The organism is Salmonella enterica subsp. arizonae (genome assembly GCF_008692845.1).
Classification (GTDB): domain Bacteria; phylum Pseudomonadota; class Gammaproteobacteria; order Enterobacterales; family Enterobacteriaceae; genus Salmonella; species Salmonella arizonae.
In genome coordinates this window covers 165,615-186,149 of record NZ_VXJW01000002.1, presented here as the reverse complement: position 1 = coordinate 186,149, position 20,535 = coordinate 165,615, and the positions used below count along the sequence as shown (strand labels likewise).

Annotated in this window: 18 protein-coding genes and 1 pseudogene; 14 read left to right on the top strand and 5 right to left on the bottom strand. The window is 53.2% G+C overall.

Annotated elements, in window-relative coordinates; genetic code table 11:
• Positions 1–27: 27 nt before the first annotated feature.
• Complete coding sequence (locus tag F4V61_RS05470) at positions 28–1,509, bottom strand: MFS transporter (RefSeq protein WP_079827865.1); 1,482 nt, start codon at positions 1,507–1,509, stop codon at positions 28–30.
• 328 nt (positions 1,510–1,837) lie between these two features.
• On the opposite strand from F4V61_RS05470, the gene ybgI reads away from it, so the two are divergent.
• Genes ybgI through pxpA form a run of 4 tightly spaced genes read left to right on the top strand, consistent with a single transcriptional unit; the run spans position 1,838 to position 4,903 of the window.
• A complete protein-coding gene (gene ybgI, locus F4V61_RS05465) occupies positions 1,838–2,581 on the top strand; it encodes a radiation resistance protein YbgI (RefSeq protein ID WP_058819238.1) in 744 nt (247 codons plus the stop codon).
• A 15-nt stretch (positions 2,582–2,596) separates the two neighbouring features.
• Complete coding sequence (pxpB, locus tag F4V61_RS05460) at positions 2,597–3,253, top strand: 5-oxoprolinase subunit PxpB (RefSeq protein WP_001188377.1); 657 nt, start codon at positions 2,597–2,599, stop codon at positions 3,251–3,253.
• Positions 3,247–4,179, top strand: coding sequence for a 5-oxoprolinase subunit PxpC (gene pxpC, locus F4V61_RS05455; protein ID WP_000932033.1), 933 nt, complete (start codon positions 3,247–3,249; stop codon positions 4,177–4,179). Before pxpB ends, pxpC begins: the two co-directional genes overlap by 7 nt.
• Entirely contained in the window at positions 4,169–4,903 is a 735-nt protein-coding gene (pxpA, locus tag F4V61_RS05450) for a 5-oxoprolinase subunit PxpA (RefSeq protein ID WP_038396517.1), read from the top strand. Before pxpC ends, pxpA begins: the two co-directional genes overlap by 11 nt.
• 505 nt (positions 4,904–5,408) lie before the next feature.
• On the opposite strand, the pseudogene F4V61_RS22310 reads toward pxpA, so the two are convergent.
• A pseudogene (locus F4V61_RS22310) lies at positions 5,409–5,486 on the bottom strand (hypothetical protein); the annotation flags it as partial.
• 209 nt (positions 5,487–5,695) lie between these two features.
• On the opposite strand from F4V61_RS22310, the gene nei reads away from it, so the two are divergent.
• Positions 5,696–6,487 (top strand): endonuclease VIII, encoded by a 792-nt coding sequence (nei, locus tag F4V61_RS05445; protein WP_001113954.1) that lies wholly within the window; start codon positions 5,696–5,698, stop codon positions 6,485–6,487.
• Between the two features lie 6 nt (positions 6,488–6,493).
• Here the strand turns inward: nei and F4V61_RS05440 are convergent, their stop codons facing one another.
• The 3 genes from F4V61_RS05440 to F4V61_RS22765 form a co-directional block, all read right to left on the bottom strand.
• On the bottom strand, positions 6,494–7,540 hold the full coding sequence (locus F4V61_RS05440) for an AbrB family transcriptional regulator (RefSeq protein WP_079827867.1): 1,047 nt from the start codon (positions 7,538–7,540) through the stop codon (positions 6,494–6,496).
• 134 nt (positions 7,541–7,674) lie between these two features.
• Positions 7,675–8,958, bottom strand: a complete 1,284-nt coding sequence (locus F4V61_RS05435; RefSeq protein WP_000763926.1) for a citrate synthase — start codon at positions 8,956–8,958, stop codon at positions 7,675–7,677.
• 225 nt (positions 8,959–9,183) lie between these two features.
• Entirely contained in the window at positions 9,184–9,315 is a 132-nt protein-coding gene (locus F4V61_RS22765; RefSeq protein WP_430624689.1) for a hypothetical protein, read from the bottom strand.
• A 382-nt stretch (positions 9,316–9,697) separates the two neighbouring features.
• Between F4V61_RS22765 and sdhC the strand changes: the two genes are divergently transcribed.
• The 9 genes from sdhC (at position 9,698) to F4V61_RS05390 (ending at position 20,449) form a co-directional block, all read left to right on the top strand.
• On the top strand, positions 9,698–10,102 hold the full coding sequence (gene sdhC / locus F4V61_RS05430) for a succinate dehydrogenase cytochrome b556 subunit (protein WP_000263342.1): 405 nt from the start codon (positions 9,698–9,700) through the stop codon (positions 10,100–10,102).
• A complete protein-coding gene (gene sdhD / locus F4V61_RS05425; protein ID WP_000254358.1) occupies positions 10,096–10,443 on the top strand; it encodes a succinate dehydrogenase membrane anchor subunit in 348 nt (115 codons plus the stop codon). Before sdhC ends, sdhD begins: the two co-directional genes overlap by 7 nt.
• Positions 10,443–12,209, top strand: a complete 1,767-nt coding sequence (sdhA, locus tag F4V61_RS05420; protein ID WP_000775512.1) for a succinate dehydrogenase flavoprotein subunit — start codon at positions 10,443–10,445, stop codon at positions 12,207–12,209. Before sdhD ends, sdhA begins: the two co-directional genes overlap by 1 nt.
• A gap of 16 nt (positions 12,210–12,225) precedes the next feature.
• Entirely contained in the window at positions 12,226–12,942 is a 717-nt protein-coding gene (gene sdhB, locus F4V61_RS05415; protein ID WP_024131958.1) for a succinate dehydrogenase iron-sulfur subunit SdhB, read from the top strand.
• A gap of 202 nt (positions 12,943–13,144) precedes the next feature.
• Positions 13,145–15,946, top strand: a complete 2,802-nt coding sequence (gene sucA / locus F4V61_RS05410; protein WP_038396511.1) for a 2-oxoglutarate dehydrogenase E1 component — start codon at positions 13,145–13,147, stop codon at positions 15,944–15,946.
• Positions 15,947–15,960: 14 nt separating this feature from the next.
• Positions 15,961–17,181, top strand: coding sequence for a 2-oxoglutarate dehydrogenase complex dihydrolipoyllysine-residue succinyltransferase (gene odhB / locus F4V61_RS05405; protein ID WP_000099851.1), 1,221 nt, complete (start codon positions 15,961–15,963; stop codon positions 17,179–17,181).
• A 146-nt stretch (positions 17,182–17,327) separates the two neighbouring features.
• Positions 17,328–18,494 (top strand): ADP-forming succinate--CoA ligase subunit beta, encoded by a 1,167-nt coding sequence (gene sucC / locus F4V61_RS05400; RefSeq protein ID WP_001048614.1) that lies wholly within the window; start codon positions 17,328–17,330, stop codon positions 18,492–18,494.
• Positions 18,494–19,363, top strand: a complete 870-nt coding sequence (gene sucD, locus F4V61_RS05395; RefSeq protein WP_000114629.1) for a succinate--CoA ligase subunit alpha — start codon at positions 18,494–18,496, stop codon at positions 19,361–19,363. The genes sucC and sucD overlap by 1 nt, the downstream gene beginning before the upstream one ends.
• 207 nt (positions 19,364–19,570) lie before the next feature.
• The gene (locus tag F4V61_RS05390) at positions 19,571–20,449 is read left to right on the top strand and encodes a PocR ligand-binding domain-containing protein (RefSeq protein ID WP_065314578.1); all 879 of its coding nucleotides are present in this window, start codon (positions 19,571–19,573) and stop codon (positions 20,447–20,449) included.
• The last annotated feature ends 86 nt before the right edge of the window (positions 20,450–20,535 follow it).

Here is a 20,535-nt window from a genome sequence, read left to right as displayed (position 1 = left end):
TAGCGCAGACTACCGGACATTCTGCTATCAGGATTCGACGGCCAGCGAGCGGCTTTTGAATTTGAAGGACTGATACAGCCAAATTAGCAGGACAACGCCTACGCAGGCTAACGCGCCCCAGGTGATCTGTTCAAAAACATCGACATAGGCGTTGATGGCGTAATTAACCGCGCCGCTGGCGTCAAAGGCGCTTTGCGAGGTCTGGTCAGCGATGACGCCCGCCAGGTAGTTAGCTATCGCGCCGGACAGCAGCATATAAATTCCGGTTAATACGCCGGTGATGCCGGGGATATCAATGCGCGTAATTTGCGACATGGCGACCGGGTCGATAAACAGCTCGGCAAAGCCCATCACCGCCAGCCCCAGCACCATCAGCGGCATTGAGGAGTGTCCGTAAGCGGCGGACCAGCGCGCGCTCAGGGTCAGAATGCAGAATCCGGCGCTCATCAGACCGAGACCCAACGCGAATTTGCCCCAGATACGCACGGTGCGATTACCGCTTACGCTCTCTTTAACCAGCCAGGCCAGGACGACCCCACACAGCATCACGGCAAAGGCGTTCACCGACTGGAACATGGCGGTGGGAACGGAATAGCCCAGAATATCGCGGTTCACAAAGCGGTCGATATACAGGCTGATAGAACTGCCGCCCTGCTGGGCAAACGCCCAGAACAGCATACTGAACAGGGTCAGGGTGACAATCAGCCCCAGTTCTTTGCGTTGTTTTGCCGTTTGCGCCTGGCGATAAATTTTTGTCAGCACGACCAGGCCGATCGCGGTCGCCACGATTAAGGCATAAACTGCCCATTCTTTCCAGAACAGAACGGTAATCAGCAACGGCGCCGCTACCAGCAGGATCAACAGCCAGCCCCAGTTTGGCAGCAGGTAGTTTCTGGCGCGCAAAGCGGCTTTATTAACGCCGGTGGTGTGGGTGAAATGACGATTTCCACACAGGAAGATCACCAGTCCCGCCAGCATACCAATGGCGGCGAGCGCAAAGCCCATCGCCCAACTGTACTCCTCTTGCACATAGCCGCAGGCGATAGGGGCCACGATCGAACCAATATTGCCCGCCGCGTAAAGCAGCGAGAACCCGCCGTCGCGGCGCGGATCTTCCGGCTGGTACAGTTCGCCCAGCAGGCAGCTAATATTCGATTTAAACAGGCCGTAGCCGCAGACAATGATCGCCAGCGACAGATAAAGGAAGGCTGGAGCGATCTCACTGGCGCCCAGCACTAAGTGACCGACCGCCATTAAAAATGCGCCCAGCATCACCGCCATTCGGTTGCCAAGCACTTTATCCGCCAGATAACCGCCCAGGATCGGCGTGACGTAGACCAACGAGCAATAAGCGCTGAATAACGCGTAGGCGTGGTTATCGTCGTATTTTAGCTGATTGGTGAGATAAAGAATCAGTAGGGCGCGCATACCATAAAAGCTGAAGTACTCCCAAATTTGCAGGGCGACAACGTAATAAATGGCGTGGGGTTGAGATGCTTGTTTATTCATCATATTTCCGGGGTAGAGGCGCTACGGCAAGAAAGAGACATTCTCAGATAATGCCTTTCTTTATAAGCTTATTAAGCCTGTTGTATCGCCATGTTTCCTTAAAGTTACCAACTTGATACAGAAATGATTTGTTTTGCTGTATGCGTTATTATTGCATAAATATACATTAAACAGATCGTGTTTTGGTAAGTAATTTGCACCAACTCAGGGTGTGATTGTTTCTTGATGTGTCAAACAAATGTTTATCGACGAACTGCTAACGGGAGGCTATGTTAACGGAGGCTGAACCCGTAACGGGAAAGCAGAACGTGGGTTAAAGGGAGCGATGATGAAAAACACCGAGCTGGAACAACTGATTAACGACAAGCTGAACAGTGCGGCAATAAGCGATTATGCGCCGAATGGTTTACAGGTCGAAGGAAAAGAGACGGTACAGAAAATCGTTACCGGCGTGACCGCAAGTCAGGCGCTGCTCGATGAGGCGGTGCGTTTGCAGGCCGATGCGGTCATTGTTCATCATGGTTACTTCTGGAAAGGCGAGTCTCCTGTTATTCGCGGCATGAAACGCTGTCGTTTAAAAACGTTACTGGCAAATGATATTAATTTGTACGGTTGGCACCTGCCGCTGGATGCGCACCCTGAACTGGGCAACAACGCGCAGTTAGCGACGCTATTGGGTATTACCGTGAAAGGAGAAATTGAGCCGCTGGTGCCGTGGGGGGAACTCTCAATGCCGGTGCCGGGGCTGGAACTGGCCTCATGGATTGAAGCGCGTCTGGGGCGTAAACCGCTATGGTGCGGCGATACCGGACCGGAGAATGTCCAGCGTGTCGCCTGGTGTACCGGCGGCGGACAAAGTTTTATTGATAGCGCCGCCCGCTTCGGCGTTGACGCTTTTATTACCGGCGAGGTGTCTGAACAGACTATTCATTCTGCGCGCGAGCAGGGGCTGCATTTTTATGCCGCCGGGCACCATGCCACTGAACGTGGCGGTATTCGCGCCTTGAGCGAATGGCTGAACGAAAACACGGAGTTGGATGTGACGTTTATTGATATCCCTAACCCGGCATAACTGAGGGGGAATAAAGTGCAGCGAGCGCGTTGTTATCTGTTAGGCGAAACGGCGGTCGTCCTGGAACTTGAACCGCCGATTACGCTGGCGAGCCAGAAACGTATCTGGCGTCTGACGCAGCGTCTGGTCGATATGCCGAACGTCGTGGAAGCGATTCCTGGGATGAACAATATCACCGTAATCCTGCGGGAACCGCAAACCCTGGCGCTGGATGCGATTGAACGTCTGCAGCGCTGGTGGGAAGAGAGCGAGGCGCTGGAGCCGGACTCGCGTTCGGTTGAGATCCCGGTGATTTATGGCGGCGCAGGCGGACCGGATCTGGCGGAGGTGGCGCGGCACAGCGGTTTGAGTGAAAAGCAGGTCGTGGAGCTGCATGCCTCCGTTGAGTATGTCGTCTGGTTTTTAGGCTTCCAGCCTGGCTTTCCCTATCTTGGGAATTTACCAGAACCGCTTCATATGCCGAGACGCGCGGAGCCGCGCTTGCAGGTTCCGGCAGGTTCCGTCGGCATCGGCGGCGCGCAGACTGGCATTTATCCATTATCCACGCCGGGCGGCTGGCAACTGATAGGCCTCACGCCGTTGAAGTTATTCGATCCGATACGGGAGCCCCCGGTTCTGCTACGCCCAGGCGATAGCGTACGCTTTGTGCCGCAAAAGGAGGGAGTATGCTGAATATTATTCGCGCGGGGATTTACACCTCTGTGCAGGACAGCGGACGCCACGGTTTTCGTCAGGCAGGACTGAGCCACTGCGGCGCGCTGGATAAGCCCGCCTTTCAGACTGCTAATCTCCTGGTCGGGAACGACGCGAATGCCCCGGGGCTGGAAATCACCCTCGGACAACTGGTCGTCGAATTTGAAAACGAGAGTTGGTTCGCTCTCACCGGCGCGGGCTGCGAGGCACAATTGGATAATCAACCTGTCTGGACAGGCTGGCGATTGCCGGTAAAAGCGGGCCAGCGCCTCACGCTGCATCGTCCGCTTCACGGGATGCGTAGCTATCTGGCGGTGGCGGGCGGTATTGCTGTGCCGGAGGTGATGGGATCGTGTAGCACCGATCTGAAGTCTGGTATCGGTGGGCTGGAAGGGCGGTTGCTAAAAGATGGCGATCGGCTGGCGACGGGCAACCCATCGCGACATTTTAGCGGGCCGCAGGGCGTGAAGCAGTTACTGTGGGGGAATCGCATCCGCGCTTTGCCGGGGCCGGAATACCGTGAGTTCGATCGCGCATCGCAAGAAGCATTCTGGCGTTCGCCGTGGCAACTCAGTCCGCAAAGTAATCGCATGGGCTATCGTTTGCAGGGGCAATCATTAAAGCGGACAACGGATCGCGAGCTGCTGTCTCACGGTTTGCTGCCCGGTGTCGTGCAGGTGCCTTCCAACGGTCAGCCTATTGTGCTGATGAATGATGCCCAGACAACTGGCGGCTATCCGCGTATTGCCTGCATCATTGAGGCGGATATGTACCATCTGGCGCAAGTCCCGCTGGGGCAACCGATCCATTTTGTGCAATGTTCGCTGGAAGAGGCGCTCAACGCGCGCCGCGAGCGTCAGCGCTATCTGGAACAGCTAACCTGGCGACTCCAGCATGAAAATTGATTTAAATGCGGACCTGGGCGAAGGCTTTGCCAGCGACAGCGAATTATTAACGCTGGTCTCCTCCGCCAATATCGCCTGTGGCTTTCACGCCGGCGATGCGCAAACCATGCTGACCTGCGTGCGCGAGGCGCTGAAAAACGGCGTGGCGATCGGCGCGCATCCCAGCTTTCCGGATCGGGATAATTTTGGGCGGACGGCGATGGTTTTGCCGCCGGAAACGGTATACGCCCAGACGTTGTACCAAATCGGCGCGCTGGGGGCGATTGTTCAGGCGCAAGGCGGCGTGATGCGCCATGTCAAACCGCACGGTATGCTCTATAACCAGGCGGCGAAAGATCCCCGTCTGGCACAGGCGATTGCGAAAGCGGTACACGACTATGATTCGTCACTGATACTGGTTGGACTGGCGGGAAGCGAACTGATCCGGGCCGGTGAACGCTATCGCCTGGCGACGCGGCAGGAGGTGTTTGCCGATCGCGGCTATCAGGCCGACGGTAGCCTGGTGCCGCGCACGCAACCTGGCGCGCTGATTCTCGACGAAGGGCAAGCGCTGGCGCAAACGCTGGATATGGTGCAAGCCGGGAGAGTGAAAAGCGTTACTGGCGTGTGGACGAATGTCACGGCGCAAACGGTGTGCATTCATGGCGACGGCGAGTATGCGCTTGCATTCGCACGCAGGCTACGCGCCGCGTTTAATGCGCGTAATATACACGTTAGTTTCTGAGAATCAGACGATTGAAGCTATTATATTACGTCTGCTAAAGCTTATTGTATACCGTTTTCTTAATATCAAGAGGGGGGAAATGTATTCAATACAACATACATCCCCTCTTAATATATTATTTAAAAATAACCAAAGTGATATCGAACAGATTGATAACTAATTTATCGACGCCCTTAAGTATCAAATCATAAAAAGTCAAAAAGCTGGGGCTTATTATGCGTGCTGATTTATTACATAACCGCAACCGCATAATGCTGGAAAATTGTTCTGTCAGTTTCACTATATCCTGCCTGTTGCCATAAATCATCCTGTGAGCGTTGAAAGCCGTCGTCAGGCCAGAGTCACCCGCTTTCTGCAGCAGTCCAGCGATAAGTGGATGACCGGGCCCTTGTTGGAAAAACTGATGTAGCTGTGGGGAACTGATGTAATTGACAATCCAGATCTGGACACTAAAAGCGCTAACAAAAATATCTGGAATAACCTTACATAGCTGCGCCTAATACCGCTACACTTTTGCCCGCCCATGTTTACCCCAGGGGAAAGGACTGACGGCTTTCGTAAAATGGCGAACTTTTTTCAACAATAATTACGCGTTATTATGTTATGTAGCGCCTATAGTTAGAGGTCGATGATGCTAATGGTGGCGAATTTTAGTACTGTTCCCGAGCGATGCAGAAGCTGTCGGATAAAAAGACATGATCAAAGCGATAGCGACGGCGCTGTAGCTGAAAGACGATGCTGTCATAGTGAGCGCTACAGCTCACTACTCATCTGTTAACAAAGGATATTATTATGCCTGAAGGTCCGGAAATTCGTCGTGCGGCGGATCATCTGGAGGCGGCAATTAAAGGCAAACTCTTAACCGATGTCTGGTTTGCCTTTGCACAGTTAAAACCATATGAATCGCAGCTTACAGGTCAAATGGTTACCCGGATAGAGACGCGCGGAAAAGCGTTACTGACCCACTTTTCAAATGGCCTGACGCTCTACAGTCACAACCAACTTTATGGCGTATGGCGGGTGATCGACACCGGTGAAATACCGCACACCACACGTATATTGCGCGTCAGGCTACAAACAGCGGATAAAACTATTCTGCTTTACAGCGCGTCTGATATCGAAATGCTGACAGCAGAGCAGCTCACGACGCACCCTTTTTTACAGCGAGTCGGTCCGGATGTGCTGGACGCGCGTCTTACCCCGGAAGAGGTTAAAGCTCGATTGCTGTCGCCGCGTTTTCGCAACCGACAATTCTCCGGGCTGCTGCTGGATCAGGCCTTTCTGGCAGGGCTGGGGAATTATCTGCGCGTTGAAATCCTCTGGCAGTCAGAATTAACCGGGCAGCATAAAGCGAAAGATCTCAGCGAGGCGCAACTGAACACGCTATCCCACGCGCTGTTGGATATTCCACGTCTTTCCTACGCTACGCGCGGCCAGACGGATGAGAATAAGCATCATGGCGCGCAGTTTCGCTTTAAGGTGTTCCACCGGGATGGCGAAGCGTGCGAGCGGTGCGGCGGCATTATCGAAAAGACAACGCTTTCCTCACGCCCGTTTTACTGGTGTCCCCACTGCCAGAAATAATCAGCGTTATGCGCTCTGTTTTGGCGCATAGGTTGAAATAAAACGGGCCACTGTCGGACCTGCTAACAGAATGCTGAACAGCCGTAGGGTTTGCATTGCCATGATTAGCGCCATATCGGCGCTGCTTCCGACCGCGATCGCGGCAACCGTATCCAGACCGCCGGGACTGGTGGCAAGATAAGCCGTCATAAAATCAATCTGCATGTAGCGGGCCATTCCCCACGCCATCGCAGCGCAAATCGCCATCAGCGCGAAAATTGAAAATAAGATTTGCGGCAATGGACGCAACGCCATAAAAAAAATCTGTTTGTCGAAGCCCAGACCGATACGCCAGCCTATCGCCATATAGGCCACGGCCAGCAACCATTCGGGTAATTCAATCTCAATAATGCCATGCGAATGGAGAAGCGCGCCTGCCAGCATCGGGAGCAGCATCGTGCCGGAAGGGATACGCATCAGACGACCGGCAATGCCCGCCACAATCGCTAACAGGAGCGTCGTCAACAAATTACCGCTAAGCGGCGGAAACCAGCTCTTCTGCTGGCTGACCGCTATCGCGCTATCGCCGAGTATCAGGCGTGTCACCAACACCGCAGCGCCAGCGACAAACAGTACCCGCAGATACTGCATAAACGCCACTAATCGGATATCCGCACCGTAATCTTGCGCCATCGCTACCATCGCCGCCGCGCCGCCAGGCGAAGACCCCCATGCGCCGGTATTGCCGGGCAACGAGCTGTAACGCACCAGAAGCCAGCCGACTATAGCGCTGGAAAGCAACGTTATCAGCAACACGAGAAGCACGACCGGCCAGTAGAGGGCAAGGGTGGTTAATAGCGAACCGGTTAGATTTTGGGCGATCATACAGCCAAGAATAGCCTGCGCAGCGAGAAAAATACCGCGCGGAAGTTGCAGCGAACAGCCCCGTAAGCTAAAAACGATACCCGCAATCATCGGACCGAGCAGCATCGCCGCCGGAAGATGCAGCCAGAGGAAAATAAGGGAAATAAGCAGCGATAACAGGAACAATAAAAACCACTGCAAAATCGGCATTCCATGCTCCCTGATGATATTTAGCGAAACCTTAATTAATCATAGAGAGTACGGGATGACAATAAAATAATGAGGATAAGAAAAAAGGGGAAATGTAACGGATGGCGATGGTTGTGTCGCCATCCGGTTTTCAATTAACGCTTCAGCGCCGATTTAAAATCGCGCTTTTCGTAGCCGGTGTAAAGCTGACGAGGACGGGCGATTTTCATGCCTTCGCTGTGCATTTCATTCCAGTGGGCTATCCAGCCGACGGTACGCGCCATGGCGAAGATCACGGTGAACATCGAAGACGGAATACCCATTGCCTTGAGAATAATACCGGAATAGAAGTCGACGTTCGGGTACAGTTTCTTCTCAATAAAGTACGGGTCGTTCAGCGCAATGTGCTCAAGCTCCATCGCCACTTCCAGCAGATCGTCTTTCGTACCCAGTTCTTTCAGCACTTCGTGGCAGGTTTCACGCATCACGGTAGCGCGCGGATCGTAGTTTTTGTAAACACGATGACCGAAGCCCATCAGGCGGAAAGAATCATTCTTGTCCTTCGCACGACGAACAAATTCCGGAATGTGTTTAACGGAGCTGATTTCTTCCAGCATTTTCAACGCGGCTTCGTTTGCGCCGCCGTGCGCGGGTCCCCACAGAGAGGCGATCCCGGCGGCAATGCAGGCGAACGGGTTGGCGCCGCTTGAGCCTGCGGTACGTACCGTTGACGTAGAGGCGTTCTGCTCATGATCGGCGTGCAGGATCAGAATACGGTCCATCGCGCGTTCCAGTACCGGGTTCACTTCATAGGTTTCACACGGCGTGGAGAACATCATGTTCAGGAAGTTACCGGCGTATGAAAGGTCGTTGCGCGGATAAACAAACGGCTGACCGATTGAATATTTGTAACACATTGCCGCCATTGTCGGCATTTTGGACAACAGACGGAACGCCGCGATTTCACGGTGGCGTGGATTATTCACATCCAGCGAGTCGTGGTAGAACGCCGCTAGCGCGCCAGTGATCCCGCACATCACCGCCATCGGATGTGAATCGCGACGGAAAGCGTGGAACAGGCGAGTGATTTGCTCATGGATCATCGTATGGCGGGTGACTGTCGTTCTGAACTCGTCATACTCCTCCTGCGTCGGTTTTTCACCGTACAGCAGGATGTAACAGACTTCCAGATAGTTGGAGTCGGTAGCAAGCTGGTCAATCGGGAAACCGCGATGCAGTAAAATGCCTTCGTCGCCGTCGATGAAGGTGATTTTAGATTCGCAGGATGCGGTAGAGGTGAAACCAGGGTCAAAAGTGAAAACTCCTTTTGAACCGAGACTACGAATATCAATAACATCTTGACCGAGTGTACCTTTTAGCACATCCAGTTCAATAGCAGTGTCACCAGTGAGGGTGATTTTTGCCTTTTTATCAGCCATTTACGGTCTCCTTAGCGCCTTATTGCTTAAGACTGCCGGAACTCAGACTTGCCTTCTCCACGTCATCTTCCTCGTCGTTAGTGCATGAAAGATTCTGTGTATGCATCAATCAACCGTTACCAGTTTGTTATTTGGCTCGCCGCTCTGTGAAAGAGGGGATGACCTGGGTACAGAGCAATGGGCGCTTGCAGGTAACGGTTTGATTTATGTCGAATTAGCAGCAAATCAGGAACGTAGCAATCCGGGTAATGTAACCTGTCTATCACTAATAACTGTCCTGAAAGAATGGGTCAATATCATCACACTGTTGCATAACTTATTAGCAGGTGAAAGAGTGACCCCATAACTTTTACGCATTATATGCTTTTTCTGGTGTTGTTTGTAACAACTTTGTTTAATGTTTGTCAAATCAGATGATTGAAAATTAAAAAAATGTTGTTATCGTGACCTGCGTCACTGTTCAGGATAAAACCCGACAAACTATATGTAGGTTAATTGTAATGATTTTGTGAACGTCCTATACTGCCGCCAGGCCTCCGGAATACCCTGCAATCCCGAGCCACCCAGCGTTGTAACGTGTCGTTTTAGCTACTGGAAGCAGTATTTTACATGACGCGCAGTTATAGAAAGGACGCTGTCTGACCCGCACGCAGACCGGAGGAAGGAAATCCCGTCGTCTTTCTGGCTACAGGTAGATTCACCTCTGTAACCGAAGTCTTAAGGGAATAATAAGAACAGCATGTGGGCGTTATTCATGATAAGAAATGTGAAAAAACAAAGACCTGTCAATCTGGATCTACAAACGATTCGGTTCCCCATCACAGCGATAGCGTCCATTCTCCATCGCGTATCCGGTGTGATTACTTTCATCGCAGTCGGCATACTACTGTGGCTACTGGGCACCAGCCTCTCTTCCCCGGAAGGGTTCCAGCAAGCCGCCGACATCATGGACGGCTTCCTCGTTAAATTTATCATGTGGGGCATCCTTACCGCGTTGGCGTATCACGTCATCGTTGGAATTCGTCACATGTTAATGGATTTTGGTTATCTGGAAGAAACATTCGAAGCGGGTCAACGCTCTGCCAAAATCTCTTTTGTTATCACTGTCGTGCTTTCACTTCTCGCAGGAGTCCTCGTATGGTAAGCAACGCCTCCGCATTAGGACGCAATGGCGTACATGATTTCATCCTGGTCCGTGCTACTGCTATCGTTCTGACGTTATACATCATCTACATGGTGGGTTTTTTCGCCACGAGCGGCGAGCTGACCTTTGAAGTCTGGACCAGTTTCTTCTCATCGGCCTTCACCAAAGTCTTCACCCTGCTGGCGCTTTTTTCCATCTTGATTCATGCCTGGATCGGCATGTGGCAGGTGTTGACCGACTACGTTAAACCACTGGCAGTGCGCCTGTTACTGCAACTCGTTATCGTTGTTGCTCTGGTGGTTTACGTCATCTATGGATTTGTTGTGGTGTGGGGTGTGTGATGAAACTGCCAGTCAGAGAATTTGATGCTGTTGTTATCGGCGCAGGCGGCGCGGGTATGCGCGCGGCGCTGCAAATTTCCCAAAGCGGCCAAACCTGTGCGCTGCTGTCTAAAGTGTTCCCAACCCGATCGCATACCGTTTCCGCGCAGGGCGGCATCACCGTGGCGCTCGGTAATAGCCATGAAGATAACTGGGAATGGCACATGTACGATACCGTAAAAGGGTCGGATTACATTGGTGACCAGGACGCTATTGAATATATGTGTAAGACCGGCCCGGAAGCGATTCTGGAGCTGGAGCACATGGGGCTGCCGTTCTCCCGTCTTGATGATGGACGTATCTATCAGCGCCCGTTCGGCGGCCAGTCGAAGAACTTCGGCGGTGAGCAGGCGGCACGTACCGCGGCGGCGGCTGACCGTACCGGTCACGCCTTGCTACATACGCTCTATCAGCAGAATTTGAAAAACCACACTACGATTTTCTCCGAATGGTATGCGCTGGATCTGGTGAAAAACCAGGATGGCGCGGTGGTGGGGTGTACCGCTTTATGCATTGAAACCGGCGAAGTGGTTTATTTTAAAGCCCGCGCGACCGTGCTGGCGACCGGCGGCGCAGGGCGAATCTACCAGTCCACCACTAATGCCCACATCAACACCGGCGACGGTGTCGGTATGGCGCTGCGTGCCGGTGTCCCGGTGCAGGACATGGAAATGTGGCAGTTCCACCCGACCGGTATCGCCGGGGCGGGCGTTCTGGTTACAGAGGGTTGCCGCGGCGAAGGCGGTTACTTGCTGAACAAACATGGCGAGCGCTTTATGGAGCGTTATGCGCCGAACGCCAAAGACCTGGCGGGTCGTGACGTGGTGGCGCGTTCCATCATGATCGAAATCCGTGAAGGCCGCGGCTGCGACGGCCCGTGGGGGCCGCACGCTAAACTGAAACTGGATCACCTGGGTAAAGAGGTGCTGGAATCCCGCCTGCCGGGTATCCTGGAGCTGTCCCGTACTTTCGCCCACGTTGACCCGGTGAAAGAGCCGATTCCGGTTATCCCGACCTGCCACTACATGATGGGCGGTATTCCGACCAAAGTCACCGGCCAGGCGCTGACTGTGAACGAGCAGGGCGAAGACGTGGTCATTCCGGGGTTGTTCGCGGTGGGTGAAATCGCCTGCGTATCCGTACACGGCGCCAACCGTCTGGGCGGTAACTCGCTGCTGGACCTGGTGGTCTTTGGCCGCGCGGCGGGGTTGCATTTGCAGGAATCCATCGCCGAGCAGGGCGTGCTGCGCGACGCCAGCGAGTCCGATGTTGAAGGTTCTCTGGAGCGCCTGAATCGCTGGAACAACAACCGCAACGGCGAAGATCCGGTGGCTATCCGCAAAGCGCTGCAGGAGTGTATGCAGCATAACTTCTCCGTATTCCGTGAAGGCGATGCGATGGCGAAAGGGCTTGAGCAGTTGAAAGTGATCCGCGAGCGCCTGAAAAACGCCCGTCTGGATGACACTTCCAGTGAGTTTAATACCCAGCGTGTTGAGTGTCTGGAGCTGGATAACCTGATGGAAACCGCCTACGCCACTGCTGTATCCGCGAATTTCCGGACGGAAAGCCGCGGCGCGCATAGTCGCTTCGATTTCCCGGAGCGTGATGATGCCAACTGGTTGTGTCATACCCTGTATCAACCGCAAACGGAATCCATGACGCGCCGAAGCGTCAATATGGAACCTAAACTGCGTCCGGCGTTCCCGCCGAAGATTCGTACTTATTAATTGCGGAGACAGGATGATGAAACTCGAATTTTCGATTTATCGTTATAACCCGGATGTTGATAACGCTCCGCGTATGCAGGATTACACCCTGGAAGGCGAAGAAGGGCGTGACATGATGCTGCTGGATGCGTTAATCCAGCTTAAAGAAAAAGATCCCAGTCTGTCTTTCCGCCGTTCCTGCCGCGAAGGTGTGTGTGGTTCCGATGGCTTGAATATGAACGGTAAGAATGGTCTGGCCTGTATCACCCCGATTTCGGCGCTGCATCATCCAGGTAAGAAGATTGTGATTCGCCCGCTACCCGGTTTGCCGGTCATCCGCGATTTGGTGGTAGACATGGGGCAATTCTACGCACAATATGAGAAGATTAAGCCTTACTTATTGAATAATGGGCAAAATCCACCGGCTCGCGAGCATTTGCAGATGCCGGAGCAGCGTGAAAAACTTGATGGGCTGTATGAATGTATTCTTTGCGCCTGTTGCTCAACATCCTGCCCGTCATTCTGGTGGAACCCAGATAAGTTTATCGGTCCGGCGGGGCTGCTCGCGGCGTATCGATTCCTGATCGATAGCCGTGATACCGAGACCGACAGTCGTCTGGAAGGGATGAGCGATGCATTCAGCGTATTCCGCTGTCACAGTATTATGAACTGCGTCAGTGTATGTCCTAAGGGACTGAACCCGACGCGCGCTATCGGCCATATTAAGTCGATGCTGTTGCAGCGTAGCGCATAAGTAGTTGTAGTTGCCGGGGAAGAGATTCCCCGGTCGTGCAGGAAACCTCTAAAAACTGCCACATGATTAGACAGTTTTTAAAGGTTCCTTAGCGGACGCAGATGACACGACAGTCCGCAACAAGTGAACCCCGGCACGCATACGTCGTATGCGTGGTTAGTATCCACGGTGAAGTAAGCATACGAATGCTTAAGGGATCACGATGCAGAACAGCGCTTTGAAAGCCTGGTTGGACTCTTCTTACCTCTCTGGTTCGAATCAGAGCTGGATAGAACAGCTCTATGAAGACTTCTTAACCGATCCTGACTCGGTAGACGCTAACTGGCGTTTAACGTTCCAGCAGTTACCTGGTACCGGAGTCAAACCGGATCAACTCCATTCAAAAACACGTGAATATTTCCGGCGGCAGGCGTTGGCTGGCTCACGTTACTCTTCTACGATTTCCGACCCTGACACTAATGTGAAGCAGGTTAAAGTCCTGCAGCTTATCAACGCTTATCGTTTCCGTGGTCATCAGCATGCAAACCTCGATCCGCTGGGACTGTGGAAACAAGAAAGAGTGGCGGATCTGGACCCCTCTTTCCATGATTTGACCGAGGCCGATTTCCAGGAAACCTTCAATGTCGGCTCTTTTGCCAGCGGCAAAGAGACAATGAAGCTGGGTGAGCTGCTTGACGCGCTCAAACAGACCTACTGCGGCCCGATTGGCGCGGAGTATATGCACATCACCAGCACCGAAGAGAAACGCTGGATCCAACAGCGCATCGAATCCGGTCGCGCGGCCTTCAGCGCTGACGAGAAAAAACGCTTCCTGAACGAACTGACCGCCGCCGAAGGGCTGGAACGTTACCTGGGCGCTAAATTCCCCGGTGCGAAACGTTTCTCGCTGGAAGGCGGCGACGCGTTAATCCCGATGCTGAAAGAGATGGTTCGCCATGCGGGTAATAGCGGCACTCGCGAAGTGGTGCTAGGTATGGCGCACCGCGGTCGCCTGAACGTACTGATCAACGTACTGGGTAAAAAACCGCAGGATCTGTTCGACGAGTTTGCCGGTAAGCATAAAGAACATCTTGGCACCGGCGATGTGAAGTACCACATGGGCTTCTCGTCAGATATCGAAACGGAAGGCGGTCTGGTTCACCTGGCGCTGGCGTTTAACCCATCGCACCTGGAAATCGTGAGCCCGGTGGTGATGGGATCTGTGCGTGCGCGTCTGGATAGACTGGACGAACCGAGCAGCAACAAAGTGTTACCCATCACCATTCATGGCGATGCGGCAGTCACCGGCCAGGGCGTGGTTCAGGAAACGCTGAACATGTCGAAAGCGCGCGGTTACGAAGTGGGCGGTACGGTACGTATCGTTATCAACAACCAGGTCGGCTTTACCACCTCCAACCCGCTGGATGCGCGTTCAACGCCTTACTGTACCGATATTGGCAAAATGGTTCAGGCGCCTATTTTCCACGTCAACGCGGACGATCCGGAAGCCGTCGCTTTTGTGACCCGTCTGGCGCTGGATTTCCGTAACACCTTTAAACGTGATGTGTTCATCGACCTGGTATGCTACCGCCGTCACGGCCACAACGAAGCCGACGAGCCGAGCGCAACTCAGCCGCTGATGTACCAGAAAATCAAAAAGCATCCGACGCCGCGTAAAATCTACGCCGACAAACTGGAAGCCGATAAAGTGGCAACGCTGGAAGACGCCACCGAAATGGTCAATCTTTACCGCGATGCGCTGGATGCCGGTGAGTGTGTAGTGAAAGAGTGGCGTCCGATGAACATGCACTCCTTTACCTGGTCGCCGTATCTCAACCACGAGTGGGACGAAAACTACCCGAACAAAGTTGAGATGAAGCGTCTGCAGGAGCTGGCTAAACGTATCAGCACCGTGCCGGAAGCCATTGAAATGCAGTCTCGTGTGGCGAAAATCTACGGCGACCGTCAGGCGATGGCAGCAGGCGAGAAATTATTTGACTGGGGCGGCGCGGAAAATCTGGCTTACGCCACGCTGGTTGATGAGGGTATTCCGGTACGCCTGTCCGGGGAAGACTCCGGTCGCGGCACCTTCTTCCATCGTCATGCGGTGATTCACAATCAGACGAACGGCTCAACATATACGCCGTTGCAGCATATTCACAGCGGTCAGGGACAGTTTAAAGTCTGGGACTCCGTGCTGTCTGAAGAAGCGGTGCTGGCCTTTGAATACGGTTATGCCACGGCGGAACCACGTACTCTGACCATCTGGGAAGCGCAGTTTGGCGACTTCGCCAATGGCGCACAGGTGGTTATCGACCAGTTCATCTCCTCCGGCGAGCAGAAATGGGGCCGGATGTGCGGTCTGGTGATGCTGTTGCCGCACGGTTACGAAGGGCAGGGACCGGAGCACTCCTCCGCGCGTCTGGAGCGTTACCTGCAACTTTGCGCCGAGCAAAACATGCAGGTTTGCGTGCCGTCTACTCCGGCGCAGGTCTACCATATGTTGCGTCGTCAGGCGCTGCGCGGGATGCGCCGTCCGTTGGTGGTAATGTCGCCAAAATCGCTACTGCGTCACCCGCTGGCGGTCTCTACGCTTGATGAACTGGCGAACGGCGCCTTCCAGCCAGCCATTGGCGAAATTGACGAGCTGGACCCTAAAGCCGTGAAACGCGTGGTAATGTGTTCTGGTAAGGTTTATTACGATCTACTGGAACAACGGCGTAAAAACGATCAGAAAGATGTCGCTATCGTGCGCATCGAACAGCTCTATCCGTTCCCGCATAAAGCGGTGCAGGAAGCGCTGCAGCCTTATGCTCACGTACATGATTTTGTCTGGTGCCAGGAAGAGCCGCTTAATCAGGGCGCGTGGTACTGCAGCCAGCATCATTTCCGTGAAGTAGTTCCATTTGGGGCCGCTCTGCGTTACGCAGGTCGCCCGGCCTCCGCCTCACCGGCGGTAGGGTATATGTCCGTTCACCAGAAACAGCAACAAGATCTGGTTAATGACGCGCTGAACGTCGATTAAATAAAGGATAAATAATGAGTAGCGTAGATATTCTTGTTCCCGACCTGCCTGAGTCCGTAGCGGACGCAACCGTCGCCACCTGGCATAAAAAACCGGGCGATGCGGTTGTCCGTGACGAAGTGCTGGTAGAAATCGAAACTGACAAAGTGGTACTGGAAGTACCGGCATCAGCGGACGGCATTCTGGATGCGGTTCTGGAAGAGGAGGGGACTACTGTAACCTCTCGCCAGATCCTCGGTCGCCTGCGTGAAGGCAATAGCGCGGGTAAAGAGACCAGCGCGAAATCCGAAGAGAAAGCGTCTACCCCGGCACAGCGCCAGCAGGCGTCGCTGGAAGAACAAAACAATGATGCGCTCAGCCCGGCAATCCGTCGCCTACTGGCTGAACACAATCTGGAAGCCAGCGCCATTAAAGGTACTGGCGTCGGCGGTCGTATTACCCGTGAAGATGTGGAAAAACATCTGGCGAAAGCGCCAGCGAAAGACGAGTCTAAAGCACCGGAAACCGCGCCTGCCGCGCAGCCAGCGCTTGGCGCTCGCGGGGAAAAACGCGTGCCGATGACTCGCCTGCGTAAGCGTGTGGCCGAGCGTCTGCTGGAAGCGAAAAACTCAACCGCCATGCTGACGACGTTCAACGAGGTCAACATGAAGCCGATTATGGATCTGCGTAAGCAGTACGGCGAAGTGTTTGAAAAACGTCACGGCATCCGCTTGGGCTTTATGTCCTTCTACGTGAAAGCGGTGGTTGAAGCGCTGAAGCGTTATCCAGAAGTGAACGCCTCTATCGACGGCGATGATGTGGTGTACCACAACTACTTTGATGTGAGCATGGCGGTTTCTACGCCGCGCGGCCTGGTCACGCCGGTACTGCGTGACGTGGATACGCTGGGCATGGCTGATATCGAGAAGAAAATTAAAGAACTGGCCGTCAAAGGCCGCGACGGCAAGCTGACTGTAGAAGATCTGACCGGCGGTAACTTTACCATTACCAACGGCGGCGTATTTGGTTCGCTGATGTCTACCCCGATCATCAACCCGCCGCAGAGCGCGATCCTGGGAATGCACGCCATTAAAGACAGGCCGATGGCGATAGACGGCAAGGTGGAAATTCTGCCGATGATGTACTTGGCGCTTTCTTACGATCATCGCCTGATCGATGGTCGCGAATCCGTGGGCTTCCTGGTCACTATCAAAGAGCTGCTGGAAGATCCGACCCGTCTGCTGCTGGACGTGTAGTCAACAAGAGCATCACCTGCCCTGTAGGTCTGATAAGACGCCGAGGCGTCGCCATCAGGCGGTGCATCATTGCCGTATGGCGGCGTAAACGCCTTATCCGGCCTACAGGTTTAAGATAACGATTACCTGAAGGATGGACAGAACACATGAACTTACATGAATATCAGGCAAAACAACTTTTTGCCCGTTATGGCTTACCGGCGCCGGTGGGTTATGCCTGTACTACTCCGCGTGAAGCCGAAGAAGCCGCGTCTAAAATCGGCGCCGGCCCGTGGGTAGTGAAATGTCAGGTTCACGCAGGGGGCCGCGGCAAAGCGGGCGGTGTGAAGGTGGTAAACAGCAAAGAGGACATTCGCGCCTTTGCGGAAAACTGGCTGGGCAAGCGTCTGGTGACCTATCAAACAGACGCCAATGGTCAACCGGTCAACCAGATTCTGGTTGAAGCGGCGACTGATATCGGCAAAGAGCTGTATCTCGGCGCGGTCGTTGACCGTAGTTCCCGTCGCGTGGTTTTTATGGCCTCCACCGAAGGCGGCGTGGAAATTGAGAAAGTGGCGGAAGAAACCCCGCACCTGATCCATAAAGTCGCGCTCGATCCGCTGACCGGCCCGATGCCGTATCAGGGACGTGAGCTGGCGTTTAAACTGGGTCTGGAAGGCAAACTGGTGCAGCAGTTCACCAAAATCTTCATGGGCCTGGCGACTATCTTCCTGGAGCGCGATCTGGCGCTTATCGAAATCAACCCGCTGGTCATAACCAAACAGGGCGATCTGATTTGCCTCGACGGTAAACTGGGCGCTGACGGCAACGCGCTGTTCCGCCAGCCGGATCTACGTGAAATGCGCGACCAGTCTCAGGAAGATCCGCGTGAAGCGCAGGCGGCGCAGTGGGAACTGAACTATGTGGCGCTCGATGGCAATATCGGCTGCATGGTGAACGGCGCAGGTCTGGCGATGGGCACGATGGACATCGTTAAGCTGCACGGCGGCGAACCAGCTAACTTCCTTGACGTTGGCGGCGGCGCAACCAAAGAGCGTGTCACCGAAGCGTTCAAAATCATCCTCTCTGATGACAACGTGAAAGCGGTTCTGGTTAACATCTTCGGCGGTATCGTGCGCTGTGATCTGATCGCTGACGGTATCATCGGCGCAGTGGAAGAGGTGGGCGTTAATGTCCCGGTTGTCGTTCGTCTGGAAGGCAACAACGCCGAACTCGGCGCGAAAAAACTGGCTGACAGCGGCCTGAATATTATTGCAGCGAAAAGTCTTACGGATGCAGCTCAGCAGGTTGTTGCCGCAGTGGAGGGGAAATAATGTCCGTTTTAATTAATAAAGACACCAAGGTTATCTGCCAGGGCTTCACCGGTAGCCAGGGGACGTTCCACTCCGAACAGGCGATCGCTTACGGTACGCAAATGGTCGGCGGCGTGACGCCAGGTAAAGGCGGCACCACGCATCTGGGCCTGCCGGTGTTCAACACCGTGCGTGAAGCAGTAGATGCGACGGGCGCAACCGCATCCGTTATCTACGTTCCGGCGCCGTTCTGCAAAGACTCCATTCTGGAAGCCATTGATGCGGGCATTAAACTGATTATCACCATTACCGAAGGTATTCCGACGCTGGATATGCTGACGGTGAAGGTGAAGCTGGATGAAGCTGGTGTGCGTATGATCGGGCCGAACTGCCCAGGTGTTATAACTCCAGGCGAATGTAAAATCGGCATTATGCCGGGCCACATTCATAAGCCGGGCAAAGTGGGCATTGTTTCCCGCTCCGGTACGTTGACCTATGAAGCGGTTAAGCAGACTACCGACTACGGCTTCGGTCAGTCCACCTGTGTGGGTATCGGCGGCGACCCGATCCCAGGCTCTAACTTTATCGATATCCTGAAGCTTTTCCAGGAGGATCCGCAGACTGAAGCGATTGTGATGATCGGTGAGATCGGCGGTAGCGCGGAAGAAGAAGCGGCTGCTTATATCAAAGATCATGTGACCAAACCGGTTGTCGGCTACATCGCCGGGGTGACCGCGCCGAAAGGCAAACGTATGGGCCACGCAGGCGCCATCATTGCTGGCGGCAAAGGCACTGCGGATGAAAAATTCGCCGCGCTGGAAGCCGCAGGCGTGAAAACCGTTCGCAGCTTGGCCGATATCGGCGAAGCGCTGAAAGCAATTATAAAATAAAAACCCGCTGTTCCTGTGGGAACAGATAAATGTCCGTTTTCGACATGGTTGGCCACCTTTAAGGTGGCCTTTTTTATGGCGATATCTTGCCTGTGATTCATATTGTTTTGTTTAAAAGGTATTATTTTTTGCGAAAAGCATCATTTTTCCCTAAGAGACAATGCTGCATATTACTGGCTTTAATTGATTTACTGCCGGGGGAAACGTATGTCACCGCCATGTCGTCAGAAACGCTATTTACTACGTTTTCATACCCTCGCCAGGCTTTTTACCGCTGCGACTGAATTTACCACGTTCATCGTTGATATTAATGGAAATGCAGGGACAGAAAATGTCGCCTGTAATCCATTTTGTACTCTGATGCGCGCCCATAATTATTACGCGAAATATTGCCCGCAATGCGACAGATATTGCGCCTGGCACGCTTTATCTGCGTCAAAACCGCAGATCCTAAACTGTTATGCTGGGTTAAGTTTTTTCTCTGTCCCGCTAGTGGAGAATCAACAGGTTTGTGGTTTTATTGTTTGTGGTAAGGTACGGGTAAAAAATCAGGAATATAAAGCGATTGATTTGATGAATATTGAACCATGGGAGAATGATACTGCATTAAGAAAAGCATGGTGGAGTCTAAAGGTCATTGATAATAACCGTTTGGCGGCGGCAGTAAATTTACTCAGTTTTATGGTTAACTCTTTTACATCAAATACCGATACTATTTTAGTGGAAAACCTGTTGACCTCATCGGAGACGGATTATTCTCTTTCCCGCCATGAAAAAAAACGTATTGCAGTATTACGCTATATTGAGGCTAACCTCTATAGCAAACTGACGCTTGACTCTGTGGCCGCGCATGTTTGCCTGAGCGCGAACTATTTTAGCCGTTTCTTTAAAAAACGGCAGGGCATAAATTTTAAAACCTGGGTTAATCAAAGAAGAATGCACCGCGCCGGTGAGTTACTGCGTAATACCGATCAGACAATCGATCATATCGCCAGAAAGTTGCAATATGCGCAAACCAGTTACTTTTGCCGTGTTTTTCATGCCACCTATCACATGTCTCCTCAGATGTATCGCCGACACAGATAGCTTGTTTAATGACAGAATAAAAAAGCTATTTTAACAATAAGAGTATCGGCATTATTTTCCTGAAGTATTAAAGATACCGTTTAATA